At 40.7% G+C, this 25,268-nt stretch carries 27 protein-coding genes; 4 read left to right on the top strand and 23 right to left on the bottom strand.

The genetic code is table 11. The features are described from left to right. Positions 1-13: 13 nt before the first annotated feature. The 4 genes from NSQ54_04315 to NSQ54_04300 are packed head-to-tail and all read right to left on the bottom strand — an operon-like array spanning position 14 to position 5,096. Complete coding sequence (locus NSQ54_04315; protein ID WYP27345.1) at positions 14-1,669, bottom strand: alpha-glucosidase; 1,656 nt, start codon at positions 1,667-1,669, stop codon at positions 14-16. A 27-nt stretch (positions 1,670-1,696) separates the two neighbouring features. Beyond that, on the bottom strand, positions 1,697-2,539 hold the full coding sequence (locus NSQ54_04310) for a sugar ABC transporter permease (protein WYP27344.1): 843 nt from the start codon (positions 2,537-2,539) through the stop codon (positions 1,697-1,699). 5 nt (positions 2,540-2,544) lie between these two features. Next, positions 2,545-3,810 carry a sugar ABC transporter permease gene (locus NSQ54_04305; GenBank protein ID WYP28495.1) on the bottom strand — a complete coding sequence of 422 codons (1,266 nt, stop codon included), beginning with the start codon at positions 3,808-3,810 and terminating at the stop codon, positions 2,545-2,547. Between the two features lie 23 nt (positions 3,811-3,833). After that, on the bottom strand, positions 3,834-5,096 hold the full coding sequence (locus NSQ54_04300) for an extracellular solute-binding protein (GenBank protein WYP27343.1): 1,263 nt from the start codon (positions 5,094-5,096) through the stop codon (positions 3,834-3,836). A 214-nt stretch (positions 5,097-5,310) separates the two neighbouring features. Between NSQ54_04300 and NSQ54_04295 the strand changes: the two genes are divergently transcribed. Both NSQ54_04295 and NSQ54_04290 read left to right on the top strand, forming a co-directional pair. Continuing rightward, a complete protein-coding gene (locus tag NSQ54_04295) occupies positions 5,311-7,080 on the top strand; it encodes a glycoside hydrolase family 13 protein (protein WYP27342.1) in 1,770 nt (589 codons plus the stop codon). A gap of 96 nt (positions 7,081-7,176) precedes the next feature. Further along, on the top strand, positions 7,177-7,950 hold the full coding sequence (locus NSQ54_04290; GenBank protein WYP27341.1) for a glucose 1-dehydrogenase: 774 nt from the start codon (positions 7,177-7,179) through the stop codon (positions 7,948-7,950). A gap of 55 nt (positions 7,951-8,005) precedes the next feature. On the opposite strand, the gene NSQ54_04285 is transcribed toward NSQ54_04290, so the two are convergent. The 11 genes from NSQ54_04285 to nagE form a co-directional block, all read right to left on the bottom strand. After that, positions 8,006-8,737 carry a MerR family transcriptional regulator gene (locus NSQ54_04285; GenBank protein ID WYP27340.1) on the bottom strand — a complete coding sequence of 244 codons (732 nt, stop codon included), beginning with the start codon at positions 8,735-8,737 and terminating at the stop codon, positions 8,006-8,008. Positions 8,738-8,799: 62 nt separating this feature from the next. Next, complete coding sequence (locus NSQ54_04280; GenBank protein ID WYP27339.1) at positions 8,800-9,252, bottom strand: hypothetical protein; 453 nt, start codon at positions 9,250-9,252, stop codon at positions 8,800-8,802. Beyond that, entirely contained in the window at positions 9,249-9,446 is a 198-nt protein-coding gene (locus NSQ54_04275) for a helix-turn-helix transcriptional regulator (GenBank protein WYP27338.1), read from the bottom strand. The genes NSQ54_04280 and NSQ54_04275 overlap by 4 nt, the downstream gene beginning before the upstream one ends. Positions 9,447-9,527: 81 nt before the next feature. Continuing rightward, a complete protein-coding gene (locus tag NSQ54_04270) occupies positions 9,528-9,980 on the bottom strand; it encodes a GNAT family N-acetyltransferase (GenBank protein WYP27337.1) in 453 nt (150 codons plus the stop codon). Positions 9,981-10,049: 69 nt separating this feature from the next. After that, positions 10,050-10,703 (bottom strand): HAD family hydrolase, encoded by a 654-nt coding sequence (locus NSQ54_04265; GenBank protein ID WYP27336.1) that lies wholly within the window; start codon positions 10,701-10,703, stop codon positions 10,050-10,052. 41 nt (positions 10,704-10,744) lie between these two features. After that, entirely contained in the window at positions 10,745-11,887 is a 1,143-nt protein-coding gene (locus NSQ54_04260; GenBank protein WYP27335.1) for a hypothetical protein, read from the bottom strand. Beyond that, positions 11,877-12,953: a nitronate monooxygenase gene (locus tag NSQ54_04255; protein ID WYP27334.1), complete on the bottom strand. Its 1,077-nt coding sequence runs from the start codon at positions 12,951-12,953 to the stop codon at positions 11,877-11,879. The genes NSQ54_04260 and NSQ54_04255 overlap by 11 nt, the downstream gene beginning before the upstream one ends. Positions 12,954-12,986: 33 nt before the next feature. Next, positions 12,987-13,523: a GrpB family protein gene (locus NSQ54_04250; protein ID WYP27333.1), complete on the bottom strand. Its 537-nt coding sequence runs from the start codon at positions 13,521-13,523 to the stop codon at positions 12,987-12,989. Continuing rightward, a complete protein-coding gene (locus tag NSQ54_04245) occupies positions 13,523-14,101 on the bottom strand; it encodes a TIGR00730 family Rossman fold protein (protein ID WYP27332.1) in 579 nt (192 codons plus the stop codon). Before NSQ54_04245 ends, NSQ54_04250 begins: the two co-directional genes overlap by 1 nt. Positions 14,102-14,268: 167 nt before the next feature. Next, the gene (locus NSQ54_04240; protein WYP27331.1) at positions 14,269-15,333 is read right to left on the bottom strand and encodes a tartrate dehydrogenase; all 1,065 of its coding nucleotides are present in this window, start codon (positions 15,331-15,333) and stop codon (positions 14,269-14,271) included. 356 nt (positions 15,334-15,689) lie between these two features. Next, positions 15,690-17,147, bottom strand: coding sequence for an N-acetylglucosamine-specific PTS transporter subunit IIBC (gene nagE / locus NSQ54_04235; GenBank protein WYP27330.1), 1,458 nt, complete (start codon positions 17,145-17,147; stop codon positions 15,690-15,692). 173 nt (positions 17,148-17,320) lie between these two features. Here nagE and nagA point away from each other — a divergent pair, with 173 nt between their 5' ends. Both nagA and nagB read left to right on the top strand, forming a co-directional pair. Next, positions 17,321-18,535 carry an N-acetylglucosamine-6-phosphate deacetylase gene (nagA, locus tag NSQ54_04230; GenBank protein ID WYP27329.1) on the top strand — a complete coding sequence of 405 codons (1,215 nt, stop codon included), beginning with the start codon at positions 17,321-17,323 and terminating at the stop codon, positions 18,533-18,535. After that, positions 18,522-19,244, top strand: a complete 723-nt coding sequence (gene nagB, locus NSQ54_04225; protein ID WYP27328.1) for a glucosamine-6-phosphate deaminase — start codon at positions 18,522-18,524, stop codon at positions 19,242-19,244. The genes nagA and nagB overlap by 14 nt, the downstream gene beginning before the upstream one ends. 5 nt (positions 19,245-19,249) lie before the next feature. On the opposite strand, the gene NSQ54_04220 is transcribed toward nagB, so the two are convergent. From NSQ54_04220 to NSQ54_04185, 8 genes are all read right to left on the bottom strand, one after another. Next, the gene (locus tag NSQ54_04220) at positions 19,250-19,855 is read right to left on the bottom strand and encodes a response regulator transcription factor (GenBank protein WYP27327.1); all 606 of its coding nucleotides are present in this window, start codon (positions 19,853-19,855) and stop codon (positions 19,250-19,252) included. Further along, positions 19,852-21,000, bottom strand: coding sequence for a sensor histidine kinase (locus NSQ54_04215; GenBank protein WYP27326.1), 1,149 nt, complete (start codon positions 20,998-21,000; stop codon positions 19,852-19,854). The genes NSQ54_04220 and NSQ54_04215 overlap by 4 nt, the downstream gene beginning before the upstream one ends. A gap of 13 nt (positions 21,001-21,013) precedes the next feature. Continuing rightward, positions 21,014-22,048: a fatty acid desaturase gene (locus NSQ54_04210; protein WYP27325.1), complete on the bottom strand. Its 1,035-nt coding sequence runs from the start codon at positions 22,046-22,048 to the stop codon at positions 21,014-21,016. A 120-nt stretch (positions 22,049-22,168) separates the two neighbouring features. Beyond that, positions 22,169-22,345 carry a DUF1272 domain-containing protein gene (locus NSQ54_04205; protein WYP28494.1) on the bottom strand — a complete coding sequence of 59 codons (177 nt, stop codon included), beginning with the start codon at positions 22,343-22,345 and terminating at the stop codon, positions 22,169-22,171. A 71-nt stretch (positions 22,346-22,416) separates the two neighbouring features. Next, the gene (locus NSQ54_04200; protein WYP27324.1) at positions 22,417-22,953 is read right to left on the bottom strand and encodes a GNAT family protein; all 537 of its coding nucleotides are present in this window, start codon (positions 22,951-22,953) and stop codon (positions 22,417-22,419) included. 65 nt (positions 22,954-23,018) lie between these two features. Beyond that, positions 23,019-23,783: a hypothetical protein gene (locus tag NSQ54_04195; protein WYP27323.1), complete on the bottom strand. Its 765-nt coding sequence runs from the start codon at positions 23,781-23,783 to the stop codon at positions 23,019-23,021. A 280-nt stretch (positions 23,784-24,063) separates the two neighbouring features. Then, complete coding sequence (locus NSQ54_04190; protein ID WYP27322.1) at positions 24,064-24,783, bottom strand: Na-translocating system protein MpsC family protein; 720 nt, start codon at positions 24,781-24,783, stop codon at positions 24,064-24,066. A 225-nt stretch (positions 24,784-25,008) separates the two neighbouring features. Continuing rightward, positions 25,009-25,257 carry a hypothetical protein gene (locus NSQ54_04185; protein ID WYP27321.1) on the bottom strand — a complete coding sequence of 83 codons (249 nt, stop codon included), beginning with the start codon at positions 25,255-25,257 and terminating at the stop codon, positions 25,009-25,011. Positions 25,258-25,268 lie beyond the last annotated feature (11 nt).

Here is a 25,268-nt window from a genome sequence, read left to right as displayed (position 1 = left end):
GCACTTCATTTGTCTAGAGTGATTGGTAAACTCTTGCTTCGTACGGTTGGAGTTGATCACTTACTTCTATGTCGTAGTTACTCAACACACATGTACCTAATGAGAGTGGCTCGAGCACTTTCATTTTTTCTGAGAGATTTACGATAACCGTAAAGCTGGCACCTTCACCTATTCGTTTATACATGAAGATTTGTTCATCCCGAGCATTTCGTAGTTCATAGACCCCGTCGATAAATGTTTGATGCATCTTTCTAAGCTTGATCATTTCACGGTAATAATTGAGTATGGACGAGTCATCTTCCTCCTGATCCTTCACATTAATCTGTTTATAATTTGGGTTCACCTTCATCCACGTTTGTTCACCGGTACTGAATCCCCCGTGTAATTCGTCTGTCCACTGCATAGGGGTACGTGAATTATCCCTTCCTTGGCTCCAGACCACCTGCATCACATCCTCATGAGACTTGCCCTTTGACCGCTCTTGCTTATAATAATTACGCATCGATACATCATCATAATCATCAATAGATGGGAATTGAACGTTGGTCATGCCTAGCTCCTGTCCTTGATAAATAAAAGGCGTGCCTTTCATAAAGAAATAAAGTGTACCTAGTGCTTTTGCACACACATTCCAATAATTCGTATCATTTCCCCATGATGAGACAGATCGAGGCTGATCGTGATTTTCAATAAAGAGAGCATTCCAGCCAACTCCTTCAAGTCCGTATTGCCATTTAGAAAGAGCTTCCTTTAGCGCCTGCACATCAAGGGTTTGGCTTGAATCTTTACTCCAAAGACCGAGATGTTCAAATTGAAAAACCATGTTAAACACCCCATCCTCTTCGCCGACCCACGCGCGAACGTCGTCAGGTTCCTCCATGCTAACGCCGTTTGCTTCACCCACTGTCATCACATCATATTGATCGAGTGTGTGTTGCTTCATTTCCTGTAAAAAGGTTTGAATCCCAGGACGATTCATGTGCCCATCAAAAGACTCAATATAAGGTTCAGCTTCGCTCTTATTAGGTATATCCGGTAATCCTTCTACTTTTTTAATATGACTAATGGCATCTACCCGAAATCCATCAATTCCCATATCAAGCCACCAGTTCATCGTATCGTACAACTGATGGCGTACGTCTGGATTCTCCCAGTTTAAGTCCGGCTGTTTCTTTGAGAAGATGTGGAGGTAATATTGCTCTGTTTCTTCGTCCCACTCCCAGGCCGAGCCATTAAAGATCGATGCCCAATTATTCGGTTCGGATCCATCCTCTTTTGCGTCTCTCCAAATGTACCAATCTCGTTTTTCACTTGTGGTGGATGATCTTGATTCAACAAACCATTCATGCTCATCTGAAGTATGATTAATCACCAAATCAATGATCATCTTCATATCACGCTTATGCACTTCTTCTAGCAATTGATCAAAATCATCCATCGTTCCGAACTCTGTCATGATTGCTTTATAGTCTCGTATATCGTATCCATTATCATCATTAGGTGAATCATACATAGGACTCATCCAGATCACATCAATCCCCATCCATTTTAAGTAATCGAGTTTCTCGATGACTCCCTGTAAATCCCCAATCCCATCTCCATTTGAATCATAAAAACTTCTCGGATAAATCTGATAGCATACAGCTTCTTTCCACCATTGGTTTTTCATCTCTATTAACCCCATTTTCTAAGCGTTTTAACCCTTCGTTGCTCCAGAGGAAAGGCCTGAAATTAAGTATCGTTGTAAGAACAAGAAGACAATCGAAATCGGAATCGCAATCAAAACGGTTCCCGCCGCGAATCGTGTAAAGTTATTAGCAAACTGGTCACTTACAAAGTTAAATAAACCAAGCGCCAACGTATAATTTTCTGGACTCCGCAAAACAATTCGCGGAAGGATAAAGTCCATTAATGGAGACATAAAATTAAACAACGCTACAACAGCAAGGATTGGTTTAGCTAATGGCAGCATGATTGTAAAGAAGATCCGAAAGTGACCCGCTCCATCTAGCTTGGCGGATTCGTCTAGCTCTTTTGGAATCGTGTCAAAGTATCCTTTTACCAGAAAAGCGTTCATAGGAATGGCCCCGCCTACATAGATCAACACCAATCCAAACAATGAATTAAGCAGTCCAATTGTATTTAAGAGAACGTAGATTGCGACCATCGCCATAATAACCGGGAAGATTTGCAGGACTAAAAAGAAATACAAGCCATTTTTTCTACCCACAAACTTATATCTTGAAAAAGCATACGATGTTAAACAAACGATGATCGTCGCTGAGATCGATGTAGCAAATGCGACAATGAGTGAATTCTTATACCATTGAACGTAGTTACTTTGTTCATCAAAGAAAAGCCATTTGTAATGCTCAAGAGACCAGTTTTCCGGAATAATGCTTGAGCTATATAGGTTGGTTCCTTCATTTAAAGAAAGTCCGATTGTCCATAGCAATGGATAACCAATGACAACAAACATAAATGCGATGAAGAGATAGATGAACCCTACTTCTATCCGCGATCTTGTTTTTTGTTTCATATTCGTTACTCCCCTTCCTTAAATGAACGACTTTTACGAAATTGAAAAATAGCAAACACAGCCACGATTAAACCAATAATGATTGAGATTGCAGCCGCCATACTGTACTGAGAGTTTTCAAAGGCTAGGCTGTAAACCCAGGATATGAGGATATCTGTTCCACCTGCATTTTGTCCTCTAACTGGGGGTCCACCCTCGTTAAATAGATAGATAATATTGAAGTTATTAAAGTTCCCTGCATATTGCATGATTAATAATGGTGCCGTTGCAAACAAAACGTGTGGCAAAGTAATAAAACGAAACTTTTGAATTCGACTTGCCCCGTCCATGTCCGCAGCTTCATACCAGTCATCAGATACGCTTTGTAAGACTCCCGTAAATAAAGCAAACACAAACGGGAATCCAAGCCATGTCTGGATTAAAATCAAGGCGATTTTCGCCCAGAATGGATCTGTCATCCACGGAATGGTTGTATTAAATAACGGTTCTAGGAGGTCACGGTTAATGGCGCCAAAGCCGTCGTTGAATAACGCTGCAAAGATTAGGATCGTTACAAAACTTGGAACTGCCCAAGGCAAGATCAATACTGTTCGAATCAATCGTTTAAATTTAACCCGCTTGTCATTCACCATGACTGCAAGAAGCATGGCAAGGACGATTTGTGAAGTTGTCGCAATGGCTGTCCACACAATGGTCCAGGAAAGCACAGAGAAAAATGTATTCCGCCAAATTGGGATCGTTGCCAGATCGATAAAGTTCTGAATCCCTACCCAATCCAATACATTTCTTGGGGGTGCATTAAATAAGTTGTAATTCGTAAATGCAAGAACAATCATAAAGAGTAATGGAAAGATAACCGCAATAAACAACAGGATTAGACCCGGTGTAATCAGAACATACGGAAAGCTTTTATCCCAAGAGTGTCTGAATCCATCTCTTAGACTTAAAGGCTCATGCCCCTGCTGTCTGCTCCTAGCAATCTTGCGCGCATCTCTTATATTTAATATGTAAAAGAGAGCTGCAAACACGGTCAGGAATACAGCTACGATCCCTTGTCCGATTAACGTTCTAGAATCATCAACCCCTGGTAAGGTTCCAAGTGTGGCAAGTCCCCAAAAACCAATGTTAAGAATGTCATAGAAGACAATCCCAAAGGCTGCGGCTAGCACAAAGAAACAGATTCCCTTCACTCGTTGCTTATTATAAAGTTGCCCTAAACCCGGTATGATCGACAGTAATCCCGCTGTTCGGATAGAATTTGAATTCTTTATATGAGGTGAATTGTGAACTGGTTTCACTCCTCACCACCTCCCATGATCTCAATTTCGTCTTCAATCATATCCTGTGTTTCAACAAGCACTTCCTCGGCATCATCGCCATTACTGATGAAGATTAATGCATCCCCGAGTGGTTCCCAGACAGCAGAAACGGCTGGTACGTTTGGCATAAATGTTGCATACTCTAGCTGCTCAATAAACGCATCATAGACCTCATCTTCAAGATCAATGTCGCTACGAGCAGGAATTTCTTGTGCATAGTCAAAGAAAATTTCTGAGCTTTCCTTACTTGTCATAAACAATGCAAGCTCTTTTGCCCAGTTGATATGCTCACTGTACTCATTCACCATCCATCCCTTTACTCCGGCGAAGGATTCAAGTCTCTCTCCATTAATCATTGGAAGTGGAGCTGTACGTAATTGATCTCCTAGCGCATTACGATACTCATTTATACTCCAAGGACCAGACACAACTGCACCCACATTTCCTTGTAAGAACAATCCGTTCATAATGTCTCCGTTTAAGTTAGAAGGAAGATATCCTTTTTCATACCAGGAGCGGATTAACTCAGTTCCTTGAACCGTACCTTGATTGGCTATTCCGATATCTTCTACATCGTATACTCCTTGATCTTCGCCGAAGAAGTATCCTCCGTAAGCCGCCAAAAATGGATAGGCGAAAAAGGCATTTTGTGCTTCTAGGAGAAATCCATATTGATCACTTGATGCATCTGTTAATTCCTCGCCAACTTGCTCAAGCGCTTCAATCGTTTCCGGTGCTTCGGGAATTAGATCCGCATTGTACATCAGAGCGTATGTTTCAACCGATGCCGGAATCCCTACTTGAACTCCGTTGTAACTCAACGCTTCTAACGATCCATCAATGTATCCTTCCTTTTGTTCATCTGTTAACTCAATCTCTGCAGCCACTCCTTGAAGATAGGCGTTACCTGTCATATCATGTGGTTGAAAAAACAAGTCAGGTCCTCTACCTGAAGGGGCGTCGAGTGACATCGCTTCCAATTGATCGAACAACCCAAACGGAACAAGCTGTACCTCAATTCCTGTTTCTTCTGTAAATTGCTCAGCGATTACTTTGTAAGCTTGTAGGTACGTTTCCGTGTCGTGTACCCAAACCCTTAACGAATCTGGTTTATTCTCTTCTGTTGCTGGTTCTGGCTGCAACTGTTCCAGAACCCCACTTCGATCTGGTCCACAAGCCATTAAAGTAAAAGAAAGACCAATCACAGCAGGCCACATAAATCTCTTTCTTTTTGTCATGTCCCTTCCCCCTCTAGTATATAGTTACATTCAGAACACTTACGCAAACGTTTGCACAAAAAGATAAATGTAAAACTCTTTACTTCACAAACAGTATAATTTGAACCTTACTATTTAGCAATAGTTTTTAAGAAAACGCTTGCATTTTTTCGTTGACAGCTTAAAAGTCATCCTCTACACTTTAGCTATCTTATGAATACAGGAGGTCCCGTTTATGATCCTATCTTCTATTATTCATCAACAAACACACGCTGAAATCTATTCCCCATCAGACAAGTCTATCACCATTCGTATAAAAACAGCTTTAGGTGATGTTCAGCAGATTACACTGTTATATGGTGATCCATATATCTGGGCTGAAGGAAAATGGCAGGTTACACAAAGTGCTATGTCACGGGTAGGCAGCGATGGAATACATGATTATTGGTCGGTCACCATTCACTTACCCCACTCACGATTGCGATATGGATTCTTACTTCAAGCTGATGACCAGTCTATTGTTTATACTGAACGAGGTTTCACTCAAGAGATTCCTGAACATGTAGCACCTTTCTTTTGTCTTCCCTACCTTCATACGAATGAACAGTTTACTTCTCCAGACTGGGTGAGTAATACGGTGTGGTATCAAATTTTCCCGGAACGGTTTGCGAACGGCGATCCTTCTATTAATCCAGAAAAGACGCTGGAATGGGGCAGCGAAAAACCAAAGGTGAACTCTTTCTTTGGTGGTGATTTAAAAGGAGTATATGACCATTTGGATCACTTAAACTCTCTCGGGATCACAGGCATCTATTTCACTCCTATTTTTAAGGCGTTCTCCAATCATAAGTACGATACCATTGATTATATGGAGATTGATCCACAATTTGGTGATGATCAAATGCTAAAAACCCTGATCCAAGCTTGTCATGAGCGGGGCATTCGGATCATGCTTGATGCGGTGTTTAACCACAGTGGGTACCATTTTGCCCCTTTTCAAGATGTCCTAAAAAATGGTGAGCAATCTCCATATAAGGATTGGTTTCACCCACATAGCTTTCCATTACGTCCTACAGACAAACAGCCAAACTACGAAACCTTTGCTTTTGAAGGGACGATGCCAAAACTCAATACGGCGAATCCAGAAGTCAAAGAATACCTACTTCAAGTGGCACGTTATTGGACTCAACACTTTGACATTGATGGCTGGCGTTTGGATGTGGCAAATGAAGTGGACCACTCATTCTGGAGAGAATTTAGGCAGACGGTTAAAGCCATAAATCCTGAAGTCTATATATTAGGTGAGATCTGGCATCAGGCCTCTCCTTGGCTACAAGGGGATCAATTCGATGCGGTTATGAACTATCCATTAACAGATGCAATACAAGGATTTATTTTAAAAAATCACTCAACGACTTCCTTCAAAGAATCAGTGACTAGGCACTTGTTCAGCTATCCGCAGACTGTTAATCACGTTCAGTTCAATTTACTTGGTTCCCATGATACAGCACGTGTTTTAACAGAAAGCAAGGGCAACAAACAACGTGTGATGCTTCAATATTTAATGCTCTTTTCCATGCCAGGTTCACCTTGCATTTACTACGGAGATGAGATTGGCATGACAGGAGGTAATGATCCTGGCTGCCGGGAATGTATGGTCTGGGATGAAGACAAACAAGACCTTGAATTGTTCTCCTTTATAAAAACATTAATATCCTGGCGCAAACAGCTCCTACCCATGGGTTCAGTTGATTCGATTGAATTTTATGAATCAGGTGACGATGATGTATTGATTTATTCAACACATAGCAACAATGACATGCTTGTCTATGTCATTAATCGAAAAAACTCTTCCGTCCAAATTTCTGTTCCAAATCAATTGCTACACCACGGCTTCATTGATGTTTTAACAAATACACAACTCCATCATCAAGAACCCTTGCAAATAAAACAAGAAAGTTTTCGCATGTTTAAAATAGACAAACCTACGCTAATCACTACGTAAGTCGTATTACTTTTTACTTACTAATAAAAAGGATATAATAACCATGTACTTAGTACACACTATATATTACATATTAGCTGAAGGGCGCGTGACACCATGAAAACATTTCCAGTATTAGAAGGTAAAGTAGCTATAATCACGGGAGCAGCAATGGGTATGGGACAAGCAACAGCTCAGTTATTTGCAGAAGCTGGAGCAAAAGTTGTCGTAGCAGACTTTAACGAAGAGAAAGGGAAAGAAGTGACAGCTGCGATTAATGAAAATGGCGGAACAGCCTTTTTCCATAAGGTTGATGTATCAAAATCTGAACAAGTAAAACAGCTTGTTGAAGCAACAGTTAACAAATTTGGTCGTCTTGATGTTGCAGTAAATAACGCTGCCATTACTCCAGATGATCGTCCGGTATCTGACTTTGATGAAGAGTATTGGGACAAGTTGATGAACGTTGACCTTAAGGGAACAGCTCTTTGTATGAAATATGAGCTTCAACAAATGATCAAACAAGGTGAAGGCGGCTCAATTGTTAATATTTCGTCAGTAAGTGGATACCGCCCACAGCCAAATAACGCGACTTATGTAGCTGCTAAACATGGTGTGAACGGTCTGACTAAAACAGCTGCACTTGAAAATGGTGATAAAAATATCCGAGTGAACCAAGTAGCTCCTGGAGCCATTGATACTCCAATGCTACGTGCCGCACTTGAACAATTTGGTCATACAGAAGAAGAGTACGCTCCACAATTAAGCTTGCTTAATCGTTTTGGATCACCTCGTGAGGTTGCACAAGCATCATTATGGCTTGCATCTGATCAGGCTTCTTATATCACAGGTACAACCATTCATGCAGATGCTGGTTATACTAGTCGATAATGTATTAAATCAAAAAAAGCCTGAGAGTCTCTTGACTCTCAGGCTTTATCCTGGCTTATCGCTGCTCTCTTGCATATACACTCATTGCCTCGCGCATAAATGCGGCAAGGCCCTCGCCAAACTGATCAATATTTTCTTTAAACCGATCATCAGCGACATACATCTCTCCGAGTCCAGCAAAAGCATCAAGCGAATAGGTCCCAATCTTATTCAAGAACGTGAACCATTTATTGATTGCCTCCTGTGCTTCCTTACTTGTCGGATCTAGATGACGGATAGCCGCAAGCTCGCGATAAATGTGGTTCATTTCTTCGCCCATCTCTTTTTCATTTCCAGCAACATTGGCTGTTGCTTTATCAACAACATCGTCACCCCAACGGTCTCTCGCCTCTTGCTCATGTTTATTCCATCCTGAAAAATCAAACCCAGCAAACTTTTCTTGATTAGACATCTGAATCTCACCCTTCTTAAATCTGAGCGTCTTATCGATCGTACAAATCATCTCATCAAGTTGATTTCTTTTATCACTCAGCATAGAGCGATGACTTTGTAACGCTTCTACCTGATCGAATGAAGGACGACTCATGATTTCTTTGATTTTTTTTAGAGGGACATCGAGTTCTCTGTAAAAGAGAATCTGCTGTAAGTCATCAAGATTGCGTTCAGAGTATAAACGATAGCCTGAATCGGTCACCTCATCCGGACAAAGCAAACCGATCTCATCATAGTGATGTAGTGTGCGCACACTAATCCCCACCAGATTGGCTACCTCTTTTATCTTTAGCAACTAGCTCACCTCCCTCAAAAATCACTCTAAGCTATCACGTAACGTGAGAGTCAACTGTTTTTCTAATCAATGAGTTCTTTATTTTTCGTGTAGGATCTTTTAAGAGAAGTGTAGTTTAGGACGTATAAGAGCATCGAAGCAACCAAAGCTATAACTATGGTCGGCAACAAATTATCAAAATGTGAGAGCAGAGATATCATTAAGAAAATGACAAAGAAACCGATCGACTGTTTAAAAAGCTTCCTCTGTTGTTTCTTAAAGTGATTAGGTTCAATGACATCTGCAAATTCAATACCTGATAGACTGTATCGTAGTGTTGTGTATGTTGCATACAAGCCAAACCCGATAAGCACTACAAGCTGTCCTGTCAAATTCTGCGAAGGAATTAGTCTACTAATAAGTAGGGCACCAACAAAATAAAGAAGCAACAGAACGCCACCTTCAGCTAAGAAATAAATAACTCTCTCTCGTTTGTATTCATCATCTGGTAAGAAAATTGAAAGCCACGACTTCATTTGTCTACCTCCCAAAATAATTGATCCAACGTCTTATCAAGCTTCATGGCAATGGCCATACACAGCTGTAAACTTGGGTTGTACTTCCCTTTTTCAATCAAACCAATTGTCTGTCTTGTTACCTTTACTGCCTTGGCAAGTTGTTCCTGCGTTAACGATTGTTCTATCCGAGCGACCCTAACGTTGTTTCGCATCATTCCTCACTCCACAAAAAAGCAATATATACCTTACATAATGTAAAGTATATATTGCAATGTTAGATAGGTCAAATGCAGTTATTGTTTCTTGGTCAATGTGACGATTGAGATTCCCTCTGGCGTCACATGTTCTTCTATTTGGGTAAAGCCATTCCTACGATACGCTTGAACAGCCGGTGCGTTTAACTTTGCAGTTGAGACTTTTATTTGAGTTTGATCTTTATAAAGAGTATTCACGTAGTTTATTAACGAAGTAGCAATCCCTTTTCTAAAGTGTCCAGGATCAACCATTAATCTTGTTATGACAATCGTAGAACCTTGAGCTTGAATGGAGATAACGGCTACTAATTCCTCTTTTTCGTAGACCCCATAGAAAAGATCGAGACTCTTTACATAATCTTCAACCGTTTCTTGAAGTGGAGGAAACGTACGTACGCCAATCAGGCTTGCTTCTACTTGGTATGATTTCATTTGAAGGTTCCAGACATTTATCATTATGGTTGAGTTGTTCATGTTTAATTGCTTAATCATTTGAGTCCTTTCATCAGCGAACCCCACTTTGTTTCCATTGTTATTATTCTTACAATGGTTCTTACCCTTTCACTTCCCACCCATCTCATTACTCTCATCCAAATACTCCACTAGCTCAGCAGTACTACGAAACACCCGATCTCCCTCCACTGTAAGCGTTGGTTGATATTCTGGCAGCCAGTGCACTTCACCTGTTTGCACCTGCGCACGATGCCCTGCTATCAGATCGGCATCGCTATCGCCAAGGTAGATCGCGCCGTCCTTGTGAGAATCTAGCTTTTGAAGAGCGAGCTTAATGCCTTCTGGGTCTGGTTTTGGTTTGGTCACGTCATCTCCTGAGATCAACACATCAAAATAGGAATGCATGTCCAGTGCTTGAAGGGAAATTTCTAAGCTTCGTTTAGCCTTGCCTGTTATAACTCCAAGTTGATATCCATCAGCCAACAACGTTTCCAACAAAACCTGAATATCCCCATTCTTCTCAACAAGCTTGGTATGGTGCTCAGAGTAACTTGCGTAGTAACATTCGATCGCAGCTTCTACGTCAGGATGCTTCAGCTGATTCCGTATAATTCCCGTCTCAGATGGGCCAAACATTTTAACAATATCTTTGTCAGTAAGCTCCACTGCATCAAACGAGCGAAACACGTCTTGAAATGCTTTAAAACAGACGGGTAATGTATTGGCGAGTGTTCCATCAAAATCAAATAGAATCGTCTTCATTCAGGCACTCCTTCTATACTATTGAGTTTATTGGCATAGTCCTAATACATATCTAACACAAATTCTTCCCAATATCCTTCAAGTCGCAGCTTTTCCTCCAACGTCCAACCTGAAGCTTCAAGTAAATAGGCTTTCAACTCATCAGCTTTTTGATATGAAGCTTGTTTAGCGTATTCTCTGGCTAGCTCAATGTAGATTCTTGCCTTTACCGATACATTGCCAAACGGATCATAATACGAGTCCATTCGGTTACTCGTTGGATTAAATGTCTGAAACAAGAAGCGCTTCTCCCATCCAATTCCATCAGCCAACTCCTTATACTCTTTTATTACATCTGTTGGTTGTAGTTCCTCTGTTAATGTTGCTAGTCTTAATTGATAAAGCTTTTTCTCAAAAATCTGCTCTCTTGGTAATTTTTCTAGCACATCCCTCAGCCAGTTCACTTCTATGTCGTATTGAGATTGAAGTCCTAACAGATTAAACGCCAAGATGAAGGATGCGTCCTTTGATTCGAATTGGTTTTTAATCTCTGATTCTGTTGGATATCCATAGGTAGAAGGTGGAACAAGCTCAATCTCATTGTTTTCAACTAGAATTTGTTCAATATCTGGCTTATGCAGGTGTCCAACAACAATTAGTACTGTTTTTCCTCGTGCCTCGTGTGCAATATGCTTAATACGCATAGCTTGCATATACGTTCGGTACAAAAAAAATCGTCTTGGAAAATCCGCTTCTCCCCTCTTTTCCTCAAACTCTCCATTAATCAAATCAACTGACTCTTTTTTCTCAGAAAAGAAAAAATCATCTTCATACGTAAACGGGCTTGGAAAGAATATAAATGGTTTAAATGTTGAATGAGAACGACTAAAAGGGAGCTGCTCACTATCTGCTACTCCCCAAGCTAGTTTTTGTTCTTCCATTGATGGATTCCAATCAAATGGTCGAACGGTACATTGTTTCTTTTCTGCATAAGGTATAATAATATGTTGCTGTTCATGAGTAAATTCGTAGAAATCTGATCTCAAAAAGGCCGCTGGCTCCCGTTCCACACCAATCACATCAGGTTGAACCCTGTCAAAAAAAGCGCGATAGACTGCCGGTTGACAAGCCTTAGAGACAAGTTGATTGGCATGCCCGACTCCTAAAATCACCACTTTGGTTTTATCGTCGGAATTAGACACCATTCCATACCTCTTCCGCTTCTTCCATGACACGTTCAATCAACTCTCCAGCTGTTTGAACGGTTGCAAGCATTGGACTTTGACCAGACCATAGGGACATGTATTCGCGATTCTTCTGCTTCATCGATTCCTGACGAATGGACTTAGTGAGTATGTGTTGAATAGGAAACGCCGGTAGGTCCTCCTCGTGTTTTTGCATGACTCGAATAAACGTATTGTTGATTCCTCTCGCTTTTTTCCCGGAGAACACACTTGTTAAAATGGTTTGACTATCGGTTGCTTTTGTAATGGCTTTTTTATGAATATCTGAGGCTCCACTTTCTGTGCATGTTAAAAAGGCTGTTCCCATTTGAACGGCATCCGCCCCTAAGCATCTGGCAGCCATCAGTGCACGTCCATCCATAATTCCACCGGCTGCAATAATCGGAATATGAATGAGACGAATGGCTTGAGGGATCAGTGCCATCAAGCCAATCAAGCCTTCTTCCTCTGTATGTAGAAATGTGCCTCTATGTCCTCCTGCTTCACTTCCTTGCAGGATCACCATATCAAGCCCTGCTCGTTCAATCTCAATGGCTTCTTTTACAGTGGTCGCTGTGCCGATAACCACGATATTGTGTCGCTTTAAACGCTCAATAATCGAGTGCGAAGGGATACCAAAAGTAAAGGTACATACTGGAACACGCTCTTCAATGATGACATCAATTAAAGCTTGATACGTTCGAAAATCTTCCTCTGACTTGGGTAAGGAAACCTCTTCCTGCTCAATCTCTAAACTTTGATGGATTGGATGTAGTAATGTCTTGGATGTATGTAAGGCACAGTCTTCAACTTGATAGGTAGAAGGGACAAAAACATTGACTCCAAACCAGTGGTCCGTTTTCTTTTTGACTTCTTGAATGTGTTCACGAAGAGCTTCAGGTGTCAGATATCCTGCAGCAATCGTTCCAAGGCCCCCATGGTTGGAAACGGCTGCCGTTAGTTCAGGTGTAGAAATCCCACCTGCCATTGGAGCTTGAATGATGGGATGCGTGAGTTGAAGACGTTTATAAATACTTTCTTTCTTCATTTTAGGCTCCCCCTTTGTCTCTGTTGTTTTGTATCAATTATGTCGTCTGTTCAGTACCGATTGAATAAAAGCTGATTTTCCACTCGTATATTGCTCTCGATTATAAGTAAACTGAGAAGCTAACTTCTTCTTTAACTCGGCATACTCTTTGACGAGTGTAGGAGTGCTACGCAGGGCATCTCGAAAAGAGATATGCTCGTCCCATTTCTCTGAATCTTCTTCAACGATATGGAGATGAGCCACTCGTTTATTGTTATGTAATTTGATAAAGTACTTCCGCCATTCTTCTTCGCCTTCTAAAGCCGGGATGTGAATCCAACTGTTTTTCTGCAAAATGTCAATAATCTGATCTATCTTGCTAAAATCCTTTACCTTTGCCATCAAATCAATGACTGGCTTTGCTGCTAATCCAGGTACAGCCGTGCTCCCGATATGTTCAATTTCTACTAAATGACCGTAACGCAGAAGCTCAAACAAATGGTCCTTCTCTGCTTGAGCTTTGATCTGCCAGTAATCCTTTGGATCTTCGATTATAATTGGTTCCTTTTTCCGATCGAAGGACGGATCCATTAGTTTCCCCACTTAGAGATTTCAAGTGGTTGAAAGGTTTCCAACCTGTGTAACAAGTCCGTTGCATTTGTCTCGGAAATAATCAGATCCTGATAAGCCGGTCTCATAAATCCTTGCTCAACTGTATGATTCATCATTTGTAGCAGTGGCTGATAAAAGTTATTTACATTTAAGAAGCTACACGGCTTAGAATGATAGCCTAACTGCGACCACGTAAAGACTTCAAACCATTCTTCTAAAGTTCCCGCCCCTCCAGGTAATGCAATAAAGGCATCAGACAAATCAGCCATCATCGCTTTTCGTTCGTGCATCGTTTTCACGACATGCTGCTCTGTTAATCCGCTATGAGCAAGTTCAACATTCATTAATTTCTCCGGTATCACTCCGATCACTTCACCACCAGCTGCCAAGCATGCGTTCGCAACCGCACCCATGCAGCCTACTTGAGCGCCTCCATAGACAAGACCAATCCCTCTATTTGCAAGCAATGTCCCTAATTTGCTTGCCTCCTCCATGTAAACCGGATCCGTCCCGGTACTTGATCCGCAGAATACTGCAATACGTTTTAACTGTGTCATAGAATTCTCCCCTTTTTCACACAAATCTATCTATTCTATAAGTATTCAATAACTGGTTTTAACTTTCAACCGAAAACTCATTTTCTTTTTTCAAAGGTTTCGAAAAGAAAGAAACCCCTGATAGCGCCTTACAGCCGTCCTAAGGGTTTTACTTTCTTTTAAAGTTATTAAATGGTTTTCTTTTGCAACGTCTTAATAATCTCATTCGTCACTTCCGTTGTTGAATGACCTCCGCCAATGTCTGGCGTAATGATTCCCTTACTCGTTACCTGTTCAATCGAGTGTAGTAAATGTTCACCCAGCTCGGTTTCCCCGTGATGATCAAGTAACATTTTAGCAGTCCAGATTTGCCCAATTGGATTAGCAATGCCCTTACCTATGATATCAGGTGCAGATCCATGAACGGGCTCAAACATCGATGGATACTTACCGTTTAAGTTGATGTTTGCTGCAGGAGCGACGCCAATACTCCCCATAATCGCTGCACCAATATCGGTTAAAATGTCTCCAAATAAATTAGAGGCTACGATAACATCAAACTTCTCAGGTCGTGTGACAAAGAAAGCAGCTAGGGCATCAATATGCTGTGATTCTGTTTGTATCGATGGGTAGTCCCGACTAACCTCCTGGAACACCTCGTCCCAAAATGGCATGGAGTACACAATCCCGTTCGACTTTGTTGCGCTAGTCACATGTCCGCGTCTTGATTTGGCTAGCTCAAAGGCATAACGCATAGCGCGTTCGGTGCCTCGTCTGGAGAAAACTGCATTTTGGATGGCAATCTCGTCCTCTCCTTGATGGATTCTTCCACCAATGGAGCTGTATTCACCCTCGCTATTTTCTCTAACAACTAACAGATCAAAATCCTTAGGGTTCACAAGTGGGGACCTCACTCCGTCGAGTACTTTAGCTGGTCTAACATTAATCACTTGCTCAAACTCACGGCGAATGTTGATAAGTAGTCCCCATAATGATACGTGATCCGGAACAAGATTCTGGTTCCCCACCGCCCCTAGAAAAATAGAATCAAAGTCCTTTAATTGCTCTAAGCCATCTTCAGGCATCATTGTTCCGTGTTCTAGATAATATTCACAGCTCCAAGGAAAGGAGGAAAATTGAAACTCAATCCCACCATGCAATTCAGATACCGCTTTCAATACTCTTTGTGCTTCAGGCACAACTTCTTTTCCGACTCCGTCTCCAGGAATGCTTGCGATCGTAAGCTTCTTCATCATTCTCCACTCCTTTTTCATTTCTTTTGTTCTATTGTACTACTAGACCTTCTCTTATCTCAAACGATGTCACTGAAAGAAGAGGCCGAGACATAACATTGATGAAGCGAGTCAAAAACGAATAGATCAAAAAATCCGCTCTGGGAAAATCCCTCGCTTTCCACGGGAACGGCCTCAGCCCCCTCCGCGGAAAGGGCGCCGCTACAGTGTCTTCACCGCGTCCTGTTCCGTAGGAGTCTCGGGTTCTCCCTCCGCTAGTTTTATTAAAACCAAGAATGGCGAATGATTCTACAATCGAATCATCCGCCATTTTCTAATTGATTTTAGTTATGTCCCAGCCTCTTATAGGAGCCAGCTTATTCCTTACTTATCTTTTTCATTTCATCAGCAACAAATTGAACCTGCGTTCCGACAACAACTTGAACGCTGGTTTTCCCTGTAACGATGAATCCTGATACGCCATGGATGGCTTTTAGTTTTGATGAGTCAATGATTGAGGGATCTTCTACTTCTAGCCTTAGTCTCGTGACACAATTATCAATCGAGGTGACGTTGCTCTGTCCACCTAATTCCTCGTAAATCCTTGTAGCCATTTCGTTAAATGATTGGTTTCGGTCAGTAGAAGGTTCTTCTGTAGGAGCCACATCTTCTACTTCCTCTTCTTCTCTACCAGGCGTTTTAATATCAAATTTTAAAATTAGGAATTTAAAAATAAAGTAGTATAACAAGAAGAAGAAAAGACCTTGAAGCAGTAACATATACGGTTGGTTGGCCATCGGTAATCGTGAGCTTAAGACAAAATCAATTAATCCCGCACTAAACCCAAATCCAGCTGTCCATTCAAAGGACGCTGCAATGGCAAAAGACAATCCTGTTAAGAGTGCATGGACAACATATAACAATGGCGCAACAAACATAAAGGCAAATTCAACTGGCTCAGTTACTCCAGTTAAGAAAGCTGCAAACCCGCCAGCTAGCATAAGTGAAGCGACAACCTTTTTCTTGTTTGTTTTAGCAGTATGGTACATCGCTAGACCAGCTGCAGGTATCCCAAACATCATAATTGGGAAAAATCCCGCTTGGTACATACCTGTAACACCCTTCACTCCTGTACCGGACCAAAAGTTTCCGATGTCATTGATCCCAGCAAGGTCAAACCAGAAGACACCATTCAACGCGTGATGTAGCCCAATGGGAATGAGCAGTCTGTTTACAAAACCATAAATACCTGCACCCACTGCTCCTAATGTACTTATAGACTCTCCAAAAGCAACGAGTCCGTTGTAAACAGTTGGCCATGCCATATAAAAAAATACAGATGCAAGAATCATAACAGCTGATGTGAGAATCGGAACCAATCGCTTCCCACTAAAAAATGCAAGGGCACTTGGTAGTTGAACATGGCTAAAACGATTAAACATAATAGAAGCAATGATTCCTGATATAATACCGATGAATACATTTTCAATATTACCAAAAGCCATATTCACGTTCTCTACTTCAATTCCTTGAATTAACGCTACAGATTCTGTTGAAAGCAATGTTGTAATGACCAAATAGGCAACCAGTCCACTAAGTGCAGCAGCCCCGTCTTTTTGTTTCGACATTCCTAAAGCGACACCCACTGCAAATAAAATAGGAATATGCTCAATAATAGATTCACCAGCTATAATTAAAAAGGCCGCAAACACATTTTCAGAGCCCCATCCAGTTGGATCAATCCAATATCCAATTCCCATTAAAATGGCGGCAGCTGGAAGGACGGCTACCGGCAGCATTAAAGAACGCCCTATTCTTTGAAGATAATTCATCATCGCAGTATCTCCTTCAATTCTTTTTTTACATTCTACCTCACTCATAAATTATAACTATGTTATGTTTAAAAGGGATATCTCTTAACAATACTAAAAGCTTGAAACAAATAAAATGGTTTCCTCTCATTGATCCTTTTTATTTTTAGATTATGGAAAATAAGGAGACATGTATGATGCAACAAACTCAAAAACCGATCATCCTAAAAGGAATGAATGTCTACACTGAAGACGGAATCATCCAATCCGGTTACTTGCTAATCGAGAACCAACGTATTGCAGCATTTGGCTCAATCAATGAGTTAGATTTGCTTTCTACTGATGTTCAACTGATTGAACTCCCATCTGATTACAAGTTGATACCTGGTTTCATCGATATTCATATCCACGGTGCATATGGTGCAGATGCAATGGATGCGACCTCTGAAGCCTTGCAGACCCTTGCAATAAATCTTCCAAAGGAAGGAACAACCAGCTTCCTTGCAACAACAATGACACAAAGTTCTCCGGCCATTGAGGCGGCTCTGTTCCATGTCGGTGAATATATTCACTCCTATCAACAACCTGGCCAGGCTGAAATTCTTGGAATCCACCTTGAAGGCCCCTTTGTAAATCCTGTTAAAGCGGGAGCACAGCCAGTTGAACATATCGTTCCACCAAGTATAGATACATTTAAAAAATGGCATTCTCTATCAAGAAACTCTATTAAAATCGTTACGTTAGCTCCTGAGATGGAAGGTGGCTTAGAGTTAGTTACTTACCTAAACGAACAAAAGATTAATCCATCAATCGGCCATTCAAATGCTACATACGATGAGGTTGATGAAGCGATGGAGAAAGGCGCTAGTCAGGTGACTCATCTTTTTAATCAGATGAGTGGAGTTCACCACCGAGAGCCTGGTGTTGTAGGAGCCTCGTTCCTACACGATTCACTTAAAGCAGAGTTGATTGTAGATGGAATTCATGTTCGGCCTGAGATTGTGAAGTTAGCCTTTAAACAGAAAGGTTCTGAGGGGTTACTACTTATCACGGATGCGATGAGAGCCAAGGGATTGCCGGACGGATCATATGATTTGGGAGGTCAATCTGTCAATGTGAAGGAAGGAGAAGCCTTGTTAAGTGATGGAACGTTAGCAGGAAGTGTGGTCACATTCAATCAAGCGCTTAAAAATATGATGAATTTTTCTGGATGCTCTTTAGAAGAGGCTGTACAAATGGCGTCTGTAAATCCAGCAAAGCAAGCAAACGTTTACGATCAAAAGGGAAGTATTTCTGTTGGGAAAGATGCAGACCTTGTTATTTTAGGTCAATCAAATGAAGTCGTTATGACTTTTTGCCAGGGCAAATGTGCGTATGTACAAGAAGGAGGAATTACGGGTGCAAATCATTAAAGCACGGGATTACGAGGATATGAGTGTAAAAGCTGCAGCGTATGTACTCAGGCATTTAAAACAGAACCCTGCTATAAATATTGGCTTTGCAACAGGAGGAACACCAGTTGGTCTATATGAGCAATTAGTAGAAGATCACAAAAAAAACCAAACGTCATATCAAGAAGTCACGTCATTTAATTTAGACGAATACATTGGTCTCTCATATGACCACCCCAAAAGCTACCACACCTATATGAGAGAGCAGCTTTTCGAACACATTGATATACGGGACGAGCGGGTTTTCATACCAGAAAGTAATATCAAGGAACCAGAAGTCGCATGTGCAGCTTACGAAGATGCTCTCTATTCTCATGGGGGAATTGATATACAAATTCTTGGGATTGGAAGTAATGGACATATTGGCTTTAACGAGCCGGGAACTGATTTTCAGTCCACCACTCATATTGTAAAGCTTGAGGAAACAACTCGTAAGGCAAACGCACGATTCTTCAACATTCTTGCAGAGGTTCCGACCCACGCCATTACGATGGGTATCGCAAGTATCATGAGAAGCAAAGAAATTCTGTTGTTAATCTCTGGTCAGAGCAAGAAGGATGCCTTGCACCACCTTTTACACGGAGAAGAAACAGAAGCTGTTCCTGCATCCATTTTAAAACGACACCCGCGCGTCACAGTCATTGCCGATGCTGCTGCTCGTGGTGAGTAAGGTGACTAGTTAAACCAGCCTTTTTCTTTTGAATGTGTCACTGCTTCGATGCGATTTTTTACATCTAGCTTTTCTAAAATAACAGAGACGTAATTTCTCACCGTTCCGAGCTTGAGGTCAAGTTCGGCAGATATTTCTTTTGTGCTTTTTCCTTCTGCAATTAATGAAAGAACTTCTTTCTCTCGTTCAGTTAACGGATTTGTCTCGCGAAAGACGTCATCCATTAATTCAGGCGCATACACACGCTTCCCTATAACTACGTGTCGAATGGCCTGAGCAAGCTCGTCGCTTGAGCTATCTTTTAGTAAATAGGCACTTACGCCCGCTTGAAGAGCACGTTGAAAATACCCGGACCGTGCAAACGTCGTAAGAATAACAACCTTCGTATCAAATTCAAGAAGCTTTAATTCTTCCGCAGCTTCAAGCCCTGTTTTTGTCGGCATTTCAATATCCATGATGCACACATCCGGCTGGTGCTGACTCACAAAATCAACGGCTTCTTGTCCTGTCTTTCCTTTCCCAACAATCTTCATATCATCTTCAAGGTTTAGCAATGCTTCAAGTGCACCAAGCAACAGCTGTTGGTCTTCGGCTATATAGATTGTTATCATGAATTCCCATCCTTGTAGATTATTTTAATATCATATGGCACTTGAATTCGAAGCTCTGTTCCATTTTCAGAGTTAATTTCAAGGCTGCCATCTACAAATTCCAAGCGCTCTCTCATCCCTACAAGGCCATTACCCTTCTCAAGATCATTCTCTGTCTTTTTAAATGTCCCGTTATCTCTTACAATCAGGAGAAGTTGGCCTTGATTCGTCTGAATAGACGCTTCGCAGCTTGTTGCGTTACTATGCTTCACCACATTTGTGACAGCTTCCTTTAAACACATGGCTAAGATGTTCTCCGTAATTAATTGGATGTTAGATACTAGATCTGTGTCTTCCTCATGCCAGCTCCAGTCGATGTGCGCAGCTTTTAGCATCTGAGCTGATAACATTCGTTCATCCCTTAATCGAAGGCCCTTCATCGATGAAACTAACTTTCTTACTTCATTTAATGAGGATCTGGCTGTTTGCTGGACCTCTTTAATTTCTATTGCAGCTTGTTCCGGATCTTTGTAGATCAACTTTCGGGCTAGCTCACTCTTAAGTCCAATCATAGAAAGGCTTTGCCCAAGTGTGTCATGCAAATCTCTTGCAATTCGTTGACGTTCCTTAACCTTGATTAGCTCAGATAATTGCTCATTCGCATTCTCAAGCTTATGCTCAAGCACATCACGCTCGTTTTTATTATGTGTGCTGAACGGCAGAAGGATAACACTAATCCAGGCAATAATAACAAATGCCAGCTGTGGTAAAAATAAGCTTGGTTCATTAATAATTCCATAGTTAATCGCAAATGATGTAGCGACTAAGTGAATAAAGTATAACAAATAAAACGATCGCTTGTCCCTTATATTACCAATAAAGTAAGCGATGAAAAAGGCAAAAAAGGTGTAGCCGAATAAAAGAATGGTCGAGGTCGAGATACCCATTAAAAGAAAGAGCCATACATAGACAAGCCATCCCTTAGAAAGAAAGGCAATTCGATAGAAGATGAAAAAGCTAACGACTAGGATGACACTTGAAATGATATCTACTTCAAATGAAAATTGAAAAATAAAATAGAACGGAAGAACAAAGAATACCGCCCAGATATAAGGCGATATTCCACTATAGGTATGAAGATTAAATTTCTGCATTTTTTCTAGCATAGTAATCATCCTATCATGTTAGAGAACGGTTCACTGTACTCTGAGAAACTTGTTTTAGTACATTATAACCAACAAATCGTTTTTCTTCTGTATCCCAGAGTCTGAATTTTAAAGAAGTGAGACTCGTTCGTAAAGTGATCGTTGGAATATTTTTTAATTGCTCGGTCTTATTGTGAGCCTCTGCTAACTTATAGTTCGGAATTCTTGGGCTAAGATGATGCACATGGTGATAGCCAATATTCCCAGTTAGCCACTGCAATAGTGGAGGTAGTTTGTAGTATGAGCTTCCTTCAACAGCCGCTTTTACATAATCCCAATTTTCGTCTTCCTCAAAGTACGTATCTTCAAAGGTATGTTGTACGTAGAAAAGCCAAATGCCTAGCATCCCAGAAATAAAGAAGATTGGAAGTTGGATCATTAGAAACGCCTGCCAGCCAACAAGCAGACACGTACCAGTAGCTAAAAAGACAATACATAGGTTTGTTACATAGGTGTTGATCCGCTCTTTGCGCGGTGCTTCTTTTCGATTAAATCGATTCTTAAGTAAGAATAAATAAACAGGTCCAAGTCCAAACATCACCAATGGATTACGATACAGTCGATACATCAACTTCTCTCTTTTAGAAGCTTCCTGATACTCACTAATCGTCATTACCCAGATGTCACCAGTTCCGCGTTTGTCTAGGTTACTGCTTGTTGCATGATGAATCGAATGATCCCGCTTCCATTGTAGATAAGGAAACAGCGTCAAGACACCTGTTAGCGTTCCAAGAATATGATTCACTTGTTTGTTTTTAAAAAACGATCCATGACAACAATCATGAAAAATAATAAAGATTCGAATGAGAAATCCAGCTGCCACTACAATAAGTGGAAGCGATAGAAGATACGAAACCTCCATTAAGAAGTATGCGCCTACCCATAAAGCAATAAATGGGATAAATGTATTCATTAGTTGTATAATACTACTTTTATTCTCACCTTTAGCATATTGAAGTACTTGTTGTGTTAACTTTTTTGTTTTTTGAATGTGGTCAGTGTGAGTCATATATCAGTCTCCTCCGTCACTTACTTATAACGTAACTATAAGTGCATTCGGGAAAAAGCGTAAGTAGTACTTATCATATGAGCCGTATGACAAATGTCATATGGTTAAACTCGACTAAACTTAAACGTGTTGATGTATCGGCGGTTTTGGCCTGCGTACAAGCTCTCCATTACAGTTAGGACAAATATTCTTAACTTCGCTTGTACAATCTTTGCAGTACGTACATTCATGTACACAAATGTAGGCAATCAAATGATCTTTAAGCGCTTTGTTACAGCGTTCACAGCTTTTTCTCATCTCTAAACCCATCCACTCTTCCCCCCTCTAAATATACGAAAAAGAATCGCACAATGAGTTGGCGACTCTTTTTAGTTAAACCATTCTTCTTTTAAGACACCGTAGCGAATGGAATCATAATACTCGCCTTGATACAATCGACAGTTTCGAAGTTTTGCTTCGAGTGTCATCCCCAGCTTCTCTCCGAGCCTCATCATTCGCTTGTTTCCTGACCAGGTTGTGAAACCTACTCTAACCAATGACAGAGTCTCAAATAAATGCGTAATCCAGGCTTTAAAACATGGCGTTCCGTACTGCTTATTCCATAGAGTAGAATCATAGATAATAATTCCTGCCTCAAGCCAATTAGACGGCTTATGCTCCCAGTAGTAAGAAACCGTGCCAATTAAACGCCGATTCTCAAATATTCCGTACACATCTTCCTGCTCAAGATAATGAGTACTTACCTTCTTCATGAAGTCCTCGTATGTAATAGCTTGATGCTCATAGTAAGGAGCATCCCACTTCTTCCATTCTGGATTCTTATCCTTATAAGCAAGCGCCCAAAACGGATGCATATCTTCATCCTTTAAGGGTTTCAAGGTTAAACGATCATTAACGATGATCAAGCTCTCACCTCCACGCTCTACTTGGTTAAATATACCAGTAGTCTAACATATATGAATAGAGATACCTAGTCTTTTTTCTCTGGTTCTGTATGGTCAGAGCGTTCTTCTTGATCTCGATCACGATTTTCAATCGTCTCCTCCTGTTGTTCTGTATAGCCTTTGTTTGATTCACTATCAGAAGATGATTGGTTATGAGAGGGGTCTGTGTGGTCTTCCCTTGTCTCTTGGTCACGGTCACGGTTCTCGATCGTTTCTTCCTGAGCTTCAGTATATCCTTCTTTTTCGGAATTCTTAGCAGAGTCTTCTTCAGATTTGTTCTCTTGTTCTTCTTTCTCTTTCTCGAGTCTTGCTTTTTTGTAATCAGAGCGCTCTCCATGCCAGATTAAATCAAAGATCGCCCGTCCATTTGTTGGCTGCCCATCTGGTAAATAAACCGGAATCACATCAAAGAAGATATAATAGAAGATGTAAAAGAGGAATGTACTCCAAAACACGTTTGATTCAATGACACCATTTGCTAGCATCATATTTATTGCAAGCCCTAGGAGAAGGGGACCGATGATGGGTGATGCATAAATAAACCCATGCCAAAAACGATTCTTTGGATTCAGTTCCTCGTACTCGATCCAACTATACATAAAGAAATATCTTCTTACTTCAATTGTTGGCAATGAAAATAAGATTGGTCCGCTTCCAACAATCAATTTCTTTTCTTTGGCACCGAGGATTGTAACAGCTAAATAGTAACCTGATTCTCTTATGACTGACGTAATCGGAAGGATCACAATCGCTGCAACTATTAATCTAAATAAATCATATAAGCCAAACATACAGATTCCTTTCTAGAAGTCTCTTCTATAGATAGTCGAATAACATCGCTCACACTTTTTATAGTTCTGTTCATTAATGAGCTTCTGAACATACGCCTCACTATGAGTACTTTCTCTGCTTTCAAGTGTCGTCGTATGAAATGCACAAGAATCACGGACGAAGGAGGACCTGTGTATAAGTTTCTGCGTTGTATCAATTAGATATTTCATAGTAATGTTCCCCTTTCTTCATAAAAAAAAACCGAAAAGGAGAATTCTCCCTTTCGGCTTACGTTCAGCACTAATTGTCTGAATCGTTGCTACCTTGATTTTGAATTGGCTTTAAAATAAATACAATATAACTTATATCTTCAATGAAATCCCAGTCAACAAAGATGTCCATGATTTCAGCATTCAACATATCGTTAAAGTCTCCGGTTTCGAGAAGACTCTTTTCTAAATGACGTTTCGTTAGTTTTAGTGGCTCGATGAAGCCTCCACGAATCAGTTCTTTTTCAATACGAACCAGAATTCCCTCGCGTCTTACAATCAATGTTCGATCATTCAGATAACACGAATTGACTGCATCTGGTAATTTTTCAGCCTGTTTGCTCACCTGTTCAATTTCTCTATGGATGGCGGCTTTATTTGGATAGTCCTCCAGCATGTGAGCGGCTTGATCCTTGTTATCATCAATCACACCAATAATAATTCCAGAGCGATTATGTAAAGACCAATCGTAGTATAACTCTGATACTTTCAGATTATGATTAGCATAGAGTGTAGCTTTGATTTCAGGAAGAAGTTCATTCATCAATAGATCTCTAATCTCTTCCACCTTTAAATCTTTGTTTTGAGCCATTAAGACACGTTCCATTGGTGAGAGGAATTCTCTTAAATGCATCGTAATAAAGGGTTCTTTAATCGATACGTACACAGAGGATGGACCTTTACCAAAGTTATCTCTTAACAATTTGCCTACAAAACTAGACATTTCAGCTTGAATGGTTCTCTTATTCATTTTTGACCTTCCTTTTAGAGACAAGAACATTCATTTTTCTCGTCCACATTTAGTATACTAGTCATCGTTTCATAATGAAAGGGGTTCACTGGAACGTATGAGGACGCGACTTCGTTAAGATGTTTAATACCCCTATTCCGTCAACTTATTCCTAAACTAGATTGAATTATGTAAAAAACCTCAGGACATGTTAAGGGTATCCTGAGGAAGCTTCTTCTATCCATTCTATTTTCTTGGAAACCCATTAAAGATCTCACCAAACTTCATGTGATAAATGTCATTAACCACTGAATTTACTTTTCCTTTTTCAGATAAATGCCCCTCAAGCACAATCTCCACTCGTTGATTGTTATCAACTAAAACGGCTTGAACAACCAGAGCATCTAATAAAATACCGGTAATTACAGCGATTTGTTGTGGAGACAAACTATAATTTGAAAACATGCCGTCATATTGATTGTTGTCCTTACCCATTCACTAAGCCC

This window comes from Alkalihalobacillus sp. FSL W8-0930 (assembly GCA_037965595.1).
In the GTDB taxonomy this organism is placed as follows: Bacteria; Bacillota; Bacilli; order Bacillales; family Bacillaceae_D; genus Alkalicoccobacillus.
The sequence above is the reverse complement of the archived record's forward strand: the minus strand, read 5'-3'. Positions and strand labels throughout refer to the sequence as shown.

Coding starts and splice junctions, on each gene's coding strand:
- NSQ54_04215 (WYP27326.1), bottom strand. CDS start 21,000: ATGCTAGAAAAAATGCAGAAATTTAATCTTCATACCTATAGTGGAATA.
- NSQ54_04245 (WYP27332.1), bottom strand. CDS start 14,101: ATGACACAGTTAAAACGTATTGCAGTATTCTGCGGATCAAGTACCGGG.
- NSQ54_04260 (WYP27335.1), bottom strand. CDS start 11,887: ATGGTGTCTAATTCCGACGATAAAACCAAAGTGGTGATTTTAGGAGTC.
- NSQ54_04280 (WYP27339.1), bottom strand. CDS start 9,252: ATGAAGTCGTGGCTTTCAATTTTCTTACCAGATGATGAATACAAACGA.
- NSQ54_04250 (WYP27333.1), bottom strand. CDS start 13,523: ATGGATCCGTCCTTCGATCGGAAAAAGGAACCAATTATAATCGAAGAT.
- NSQ54_04310 (WYP27344.1), bottom strand. CDS start 2,539: ATGAAACAAAAAACAAGATCGCGGATAGAAGTAGGGTTCATCTATCTC.
- NSQ54_04195 (WYP27323.1), bottom strand. CDS start 23,783: ATGTTTGGCTTATATGATTTATTTAGATTAATAGTTGCAGCGATTGTG.
- NSQ54_04255 (WYP27334.1), bottom strand. CDS start 12,953: ATGAAGAAAGAAAGTATTTATAAACGTCTTCAACTCACGCATCCCATC.
- NSQ54_04190 (WYP27322.1), bottom strand. CDS start 24,783: ATGAATAAGAGAACCATTCAAGCTGAAATGTCTAGTTTTGTAGGCAAA.
- NSQ54_04275 (WYP27338.1), bottom strand. CDS start 9,446: ATGCGAAACAACGTTAGGGTCGCTCGGATAGAACAATCGTTAACGCAG.
- nagA (WYP27329.1), top strand. CDS start 17,321: ATGCAACAAACTCAAAAACCGATCATCCTAAAAGGAATGAATGTCTAC.
- NSQ54_04210 (WYP27325.1), bottom strand. CDS start 22,048: ATGACTCACACTGACCACATTCAAAAAACAAAAAAGTTAACACAACAA.
- NSQ54_04265 (WYP27336.1), bottom strand. CDS start 10,703: ATGAAGACGATTCTATTTGATTTTGATGGAACACTCGCCAATACATTA.
- NSQ54_04295 (WYP27342.1), top strand. CDS start 5,311: ATGATCCTATCTTCTATTATTCATCAACAAACACACGCTGAAATCTAT.
- NSQ54_04270 (WYP27337.1), bottom strand. CDS start 9,980: ATGATTAAGCAATTAAACATGAACAACTCAACCATAATGATAAATGTC.
- NSQ54_04240 (WYP27331.1), bottom strand. CDS start 15,333: ATGAAGAAGCTTACGATCGCAAGCATTCCTGGAGACGGAGTCGGAAAA.
- nagE (WYP27330.1), bottom strand. CDS start 17,147: ATGATGAATTATCTTCAAAGAATAGGGCGTTCTTTAATGCTGCCGGTA.
- NSQ54_04205 (WYP28494.1), bottom strand. CDS start 22,345: ATGAGAAAAAGCTGTGAACGCTGTAACAAAGCGCTTAAAGATCATTTG.
- NSQ54_04315 (WYP27345.1), bottom strand. CDS start 1,669: ATGAAAAACCAATGGTGGAAAGAAGCTGTATGCTATCAGATTTATCCG.
- NSQ54_04290 (WYP27341.1), top strand. CDS start 7,177: ATGAAAACATTTCCAGTATTAGAAGGTAAAGTAGCTATAATCACGGGA.
- NSQ54_04185 (WYP27321.1), bottom strand. CDS start 25,257: ATGGGTAAGGACAACAATCAATATGACGGCATGTTTTCAAATTATAGT.
- NSQ54_04300 (WYP27343.1), bottom strand. CDS start 5,096: ATGACAAAAAGAAAGAGATTTATGTGGCCTGCTGTGATTGGTCTTTCT.
- NSQ54_04220 (WYP27327.1), bottom strand. CDS start 19,855: ATGATAACAATCTATATAGCCGAAGACCAACAGCTGTTGCTTGGTGCA.